General features: G+C 60.5%; 5 protein-coding genes and 1 pseudogene. All 6 read left to right on the forward strand.

From position 1 onward, the window contains the following. A pseudogene (locus EWH12_RS22550) lies at positions 1-110 on the forward strand (IS630 family transposase); the annotation flags it as partial. Positions 111-125: 15 nt separating this feature from the next. Beyond that, a complete protein-coding gene (locus tag EWH12_RS21235; protein WP_207212466.1) occupies positions 126-1,532 on the forward strand; it encodes an acyl-CoA reductase in 1,407 nt (468 codons plus the stop codon). Between the two features lie 203 nt (positions 1,533-1,735). Further along, entirely contained in the window at positions 1,736-4,084 is a 2,349-nt protein-coding gene (locus EWH12_RS21240) for a TonB-dependent receptor (protein ID WP_129927748.1), read from the forward strand. 52 nt (positions 4,085-4,136) lie between these two features. Then, the gene (locus EWH12_RS21245; RefSeq protein WP_129927749.1) at positions 4,137-4,892 is read left to right on the forward strand and encodes an SDR family NAD(P)-dependent oxidoreductase; all 756 of its coding nucleotides are present in this window, start codon (positions 4,137-4,139) and stop codon (positions 4,890-4,892) included. After that, positions 4,892-5,644, forward strand: coding sequence for an SDR family NAD(P)-dependent oxidoreductase (locus EWH12_RS21250; RefSeq protein WP_037474418.1), 753 nt, complete (start codon positions 4,892-4,894; stop codon positions 5,642-5,644). Before EWH12_RS21245 ends, EWH12_RS21250 begins: the two co-directional genes overlap by 1 nt. Positions 5,645-5,674: 30 nt before the next feature. Beyond that, positions 5,675-5,893: an SRPBCC family protein gene (locus EWH12_RS23020; protein ID WP_129927750.1), complete on the forward strand. Its 219-nt coding sequence runs from the start codon at positions 5,675-5,677 to the stop codon at positions 5,891-5,893. Positions 5,894-5,975: the final 82 nt, after the last annotated feature.

Below are 5,975 nucleotides of genomic sequence, written 5' to 3' on the forward strand. Positions count from 1 at the left end.
GCGAGCGAACCGTCAGCGGGCTTTGGGGCCTGATAGGAAAGCTCGTCGATATCTTCCAGCCCGACGAATGCGCCAATTACTTCAAATCGTGCGGATATGAACCGGAATGAGTGGAAACCGCTCTAATGGCTGACACATTGGAAATGACACCTGCGGCCACCGCGCGCCTGCGGGTTCCGCATTTCATTCGCGGCACCTATGAGACGGGTGAAGATGCGGTCTACCGGTCGCGGGACCTGGGCGGCGAGTTCACGACGCCGGCGCTTCGGCTGGACCGTCTGATATGGCCCAGGAGCGAACCAGGCCCAGCCTTCGATACGCCGATCGCCGAAATCGTCGATCTTCTTGTGGAGCTGGGGCAACGGCTGGCGTTCGACTCCAACATCTATCTGCAGGAAGCTGCTGCGATGTCGGCGAAGGCGTCGCCGCTCGGTCAGCGGATCGTCGAAAACACCTATATGGACATACCCAGGATATTCGACAGATCCGCTTTGATGGCCGACATGGAGATCGTCGGCGCTGCCGCCCTTGACGGCTGGCAGGCGAGCGAGCGGGGCGGGCACCATCATGTTCGTGCTTTTCCGTCCAGGATGGTGCACGTCGTAGCCGGCAACTCGCCCATGGTATCCGGGCTCACGATCGCCCGCGGCGCGCTCAGCAAAGGCGTGCATCTGATCAAGTTGCCCTCCAACGACCTGTTTACCGCGACCGCGATTCTCCGGACTCTGGCGGATATCGACAAGGATCACCCGGTCGTACGCTCGTTCAGCGCAGCCTATTGGCCAGGGGGCGACGAGCGCGTCGAATCGGGTATTTACCGTGCGCAATATTTCGACAAGGTCGTCGCCTGGGGCGGCGAAGCGTCGATGCGGCACATTCAGAAATATATAGGCCCCGGCCTGGAACTCATTTCCTTCGATCCCAAGACCTCGATGTCACTGATCGGCAAGGAAGCCTTTGCCTCCGAAGAGACACTCAAAGCGGTGGCCTGGCGAGCGAGCGCCGACGTCAAGGTCTGCAATCAAGATGCGTGCGTGGCTTCGCGCTTCCAGTTTATCGAGGGCAGCGTCGAGGACGCCGATCGCTATTGCGGCCACTTGCTCGAGGCTCTGGGTGAGGATTCGCGCTATGGCGATGGGCAGGGGCCGTTGCCGACCGCTGAATTGAGGGATCATGTGGAGGGCGTTTCGATGCTGGAGCCTATGTACCGCGTGTTTGGCCGGCCCGATGGGCGCGGGATGGTCATTCGCTCCCAGGCGCCGGTCGATTTCCACCCTTCCGATAAGACGGTCAATGTCGTGGCGGTCGACAATCTCCGGCAAGGGGTCCTCCGCGCGAACGTCGCAACCCAGACGGTCGGTGTCTATCCCAATAGCCGAAAAGCCGAGTTCCGCGATGCGCTGGCGAGCGCCGGCGTGCAGCGCGTCGTCCCGCTCGGCGAAGCCATGGAGAGTTCGCTGGGTCGACCGCATGATGCCTTCTATCCGTTGCACAGGTTCGTCCGGTGGGTAGCGGACGAGGGGGAAGACTGAAGGCACGATTTGGCTCGATATGCGATTGCAGGGGCTTGGCCAGCACCTGCAATCGTCATTCCCAACGTGCGACCAGCAGCAGCCGACGAGAAATCCGACGTTCCGCAGAGCAGTCACCCCCCTAGGTGACAGCGGTCCATCCCTCCTGACACTAAAGAATATGACATAGACCCCAAGGAGGGGCATGTCAGGAGAGGGGTACCATGAAGCACCAGTTCCACACGTCTGCGGCGATCATCGCGTTGACAGGGTCGTCGATCCTGATGGCGGCTCAGGCCAGCGCTCAGACCGATGGTGCGCCAGCGCAGGCCGAGCAGCCGGCCGCCGACCAATCCGGCTTGGGTGACATCATCGTCACCGCGCAAAAGCGTGAGCAACGCCTCAACGATGTGGGCGTCAGCGTTTCGGTCGCATCGGCAACCCAGCTTCAGAGCGCTGGTGTCATAGATGCAGAAGGGCTTGGTTCGATCGTCCCGGGCTTTACTGCCTCGACCAGCGTCTTCGGCCCGCCGGTATTCTCGCTGCGCGGCGTCAATTTCAACTCCTTCCAGGCATCTGCTCCCCCAACCGTCAGCTCGTACATCGACGAAGCCGCCCTGCCTTATCCGGTAATGGGACAGGCATTGTTCCTGGACGTCGAGCGCGTCGAAGTGCTCAAGGGCCCCCAAGGCACCCTGTTTGGCCAGAACGCGACCGGTGGCTCGATCAACGTGATTGCGGCCAAACCCACCAAGGATCTCTCCGCCGGCTTCCGCGTGGACGTCAATCGTTGGGGCGAAACCAATGCGGAAGGCTTCGTCAGCGGCCCCTTGTCGGACACGTTGCTTGCGCGCGTTGCGGTCCAGACCACGCAGTTCGGCGGCTGGCAGCGTGGCTATTATCTCAACAACCAGAAAAATGGCGATCAGAACAAGATCGCCGGCAGGCTGCTTCTGGACTGGACGCCCACCGACCGGCTCAAGATCTCGGTCAACCTGAATGCCTCGAAGGATCGCAGCGAGCAGCAGCAGGCCCAGGCATTCCTCATCCAGCCAGTGAATCCGGCTGCTGCGTCCGCGGCCCCGTTCCTGACGTATCGGGATCATCTGCCGACCAACGCGCGCGACGCCGATTTCGACACGGGATATGACACGCGCGCCGACAGTTATACCTATCAAGGCGTGCTGCGGGCGGACTATGACATAAACGAAGCGTTGACGCTGACTTCGATCACAAATTACGTCAAGACGCGGTTCCGTTCGCCCCATGACCAGGACGGCACCGCCGTTCCCATGCAGCCCGCAACTGCAAAGGCGGATATTAAGTCCATCAACCAGGAAATTCGCCTGTCCGGCAACTATGCCGATGCGGGTATCAATTTCGTGCTCGGCGCGAGTTACGGCAAAGATGACATTACAGAAGGCGTGGCCAACGCCTATACGGGCTATACCGGTTTTCCGGCCAATTCGCCCGCTGAATGGAAATATGATCTGATCCAGCGCGGCGCGGCCATCTTCGGCAGCGTGGACTATGAAGTGGTTCAGGGCCTCACGCTTACCGCTGGTGCCCGCTACACAGAAACGAAACAAACGATCAATGGATGCACCTTCGACAAGGGCGGCACGCCCGGTATTCGTGGTGTCTCGCAGTCGATCGTCGGGGCAGTCAATCCCGCGCTCGCGGCCGCCTATGTCTCTGGCGGATGCATCACGATCGACGATGGCGGCGGGGCTGCCGCGCCCACTTTCCTGCCCATTTTTGCCGATGGTGAGCAGAAGGAACATAATATTGCCTGGCGCGGTGCCGTCAATTACAAGGTAACGCCGGACGTTCTGCTCTATGCATCGGTGAGTCGGGGTTTCAAGGCGGGCACCTTCCCTGTCATCGTCAACCTGTTCAACTCCGTCATCAAACCGGTAAAGCAGGAAAAGCTGACCTCTTATGAAGCCGGCGCAAAGCTCACGCTGTTCGACAATCATGTCCAGCTCAACGCTTCGGCATTCCACTATGACTATGTGAACAAGCAGTTCTTCTCTTTCCTGCCGGTTCTGCAGGGCGCGCTTGTGACGGCGACGCTGGTCAATATCCCCAAGTCCACTGTGGATGGCGCGGACATCGATATTACGGCGCAGTTTGGCGGGCTGCGGCTCAACGGCGGTGCGACCTATATCAAGACCAAGGTCAGCCAGTATGTCGGCTTCGACTTCGCGGGCCAGCCCCTCGATTTTTCGGGCAAGCAATTCAACTATGCGCCGCCATGGTCGGCGAACCTGGACGCGGAGTATAAATTCGACACGGGCGGGGATCTTTCGCCGTTCGTCGGCGGCACCGTTACCTATCGGGACAAGACGTTTGCCGATCTGGGCGAAGGTGCTGACTTTGCAATGCCTTCCTACACGTTGCTTGACGCCCGGATCGGTGTGGAGTCCATCAACGGATGGCGGGTTAGCCTGTACGGCCGCAATCTGACGAACAAATATTACTGGAATTCGGTCGCGTCGGCAGGCGACGGCGCCGTCCGTTTCACCGGTGAGCCTCGCACCTATGGGGCGAATTTCAGCTATCGTTTCTAATGGTGGAACAGGGAGGTCGATCCCGGATCGGCCTCCCCGGCTAGGACGACATATGGACTCCGAAACTTTTCTGGGGGACGTCGCGATCGTGACCGGCGCGGCCGGTGGCATTGGGGCTGCTACCGCGAGGATGCTTGCCGCACATGGCGCCAAGATAGTCCTTACCGATATCAAGCAGGCGCTCGGCACGCAGGTTGCTGCCGACATAGGTGAGGCGGCGCGGTTCGTAGCGCACGATGTTAGCGATGGATGCGACTGGAAAACAGTCCTGTCCGTGGCGGAAGACAGCTTCGGCCCGGTATCCATATTGGTCAATAATGCCGGCATCGCTCCGACGCCGACACCGCTTTTCGAGGTTAGCGAAGCCGATTATCGGCGTGTCATCGAGATCAACCAAATTTCCTGTTTTCTGGGCATGAAAACGGTCGCTCCCTCCATGATCGGTAGGGGTGGTGGCGCGATCGTCAATGTGTCGTCCGTGGCGGGCCTCAAGGCGGAACGCGGTGCGATCGCTTATGTGGCGAGCAAGTTTGCCGTGACCGGCATGACCAAGGTGGCGGCGCTCGATCTCGCCAAGGATAATATCCGGGTCAATTCAGTCCATCCCGGCCTTGTGGACACGCCAATGGTCCGTCCTGAAGGCGGGGCGGCCGCTTTTGAGCCAATCCTGCAATTCGCGTCCGGCTTGCCGATCCCGCGACCGGGGAGTCCTGCCGAGATTGCGAACCTCATCGTCTTTCTTGCATCGAAGTCGGCAAGTTTCCTGACCGGCGGCAGCTATGCCGCAGATGGTGGATGGACATTGTGATGGGCGATCCGGCACCGCGACTGGCCGGTAAGGTGGCGCTGGTGACAGGCGCGGCGCAAGGGATAGGGGAAGCCACGGTCGGCCGCCTGGCGTCCGAAGGCGCGCGCGTCCTATGCGTCGATCTCGATGAAAAGGTGCGGACTGTTGCCGAGGCCATCGGCAACCAGGCTTTCGCAACCGTCGGCGACGTGTCCGATGCGTCGGTGCTGCACGCCGCCGTGCGGGAGGCCGAGCAACGATGGGGCCGGATCGACATTCTGGTCAATAATGCCGGGATCGACGGAACGCCTGCCTTGCTGGCCGACGGGGAGAATGACGATTTTGACCGGGTGATCGACGTCAATCTGCGAGCCTGTTGGCTGGCGATGAAGCAGGTCCTTCCCGCCATGGTCGCGGGCGGCAGCGGAGCCATCGTCAATGTCGCATCCGTTGCGGCGCTGATCGGGTTCGAGACGCTGTCGATCTATTCGGCATCCAAAGCAGCGGTCGTCGGCATGACGAGGACAGCTGCTCTGGAATATGGACGCCACAATATTCGGGTGAATGCCCTTTGCCCGGGCGGCGTTCTCACGCCTCTCGCTCTGTCCTTCATGGACGAGGGGACGATGGATAGCTGGGCGGATAAACATGCTCTCAAGCGGTTCGCCCGGCCAGATGAAATAGCTGCCGCAGTGGCGTTTCTGGCCAGCGACGATGCCTCCTTCATCACTGGGGCCGCAATTCCGGTCGACGGCGGCATGACCGCTCACTGACCGACCATCCACGCACGAGGAACGTCATCCATGCCAACCGTTCGCGCACGCCGAATTATAGACGCTCCCGTCGCAACGGTTTGGGAGGCCATTCGAGATTTCGGGACGCATGCACGCTGGATCGAGCATCACCCGGTCATTTCGCTCGAAGGCGGCGATGGTTTGACCATCGGCGTGAAGCGCAGGGTGACTTATGGTGATGGCTTGAGAACGGCGGAGCAATATTCGACCACGGTAGCGGCGGGATAGTCCTGCTGCGGGCGGCGTAAAAGTCGTCCACCTTGAAGCCTTTCTGCCGAGTCAGGGAGGTGTGGGGATCTACAGCGTGGAA

Source organism: Sphingobium cupriresistens, assembly GCF_004152865.1.
GTDB lineage: Bacteria > Pseudomonadota > Alphaproteobacteria > Sphingomonadales > Sphingomonadaceae > Sphingobium > Sphingobium cupriresistens.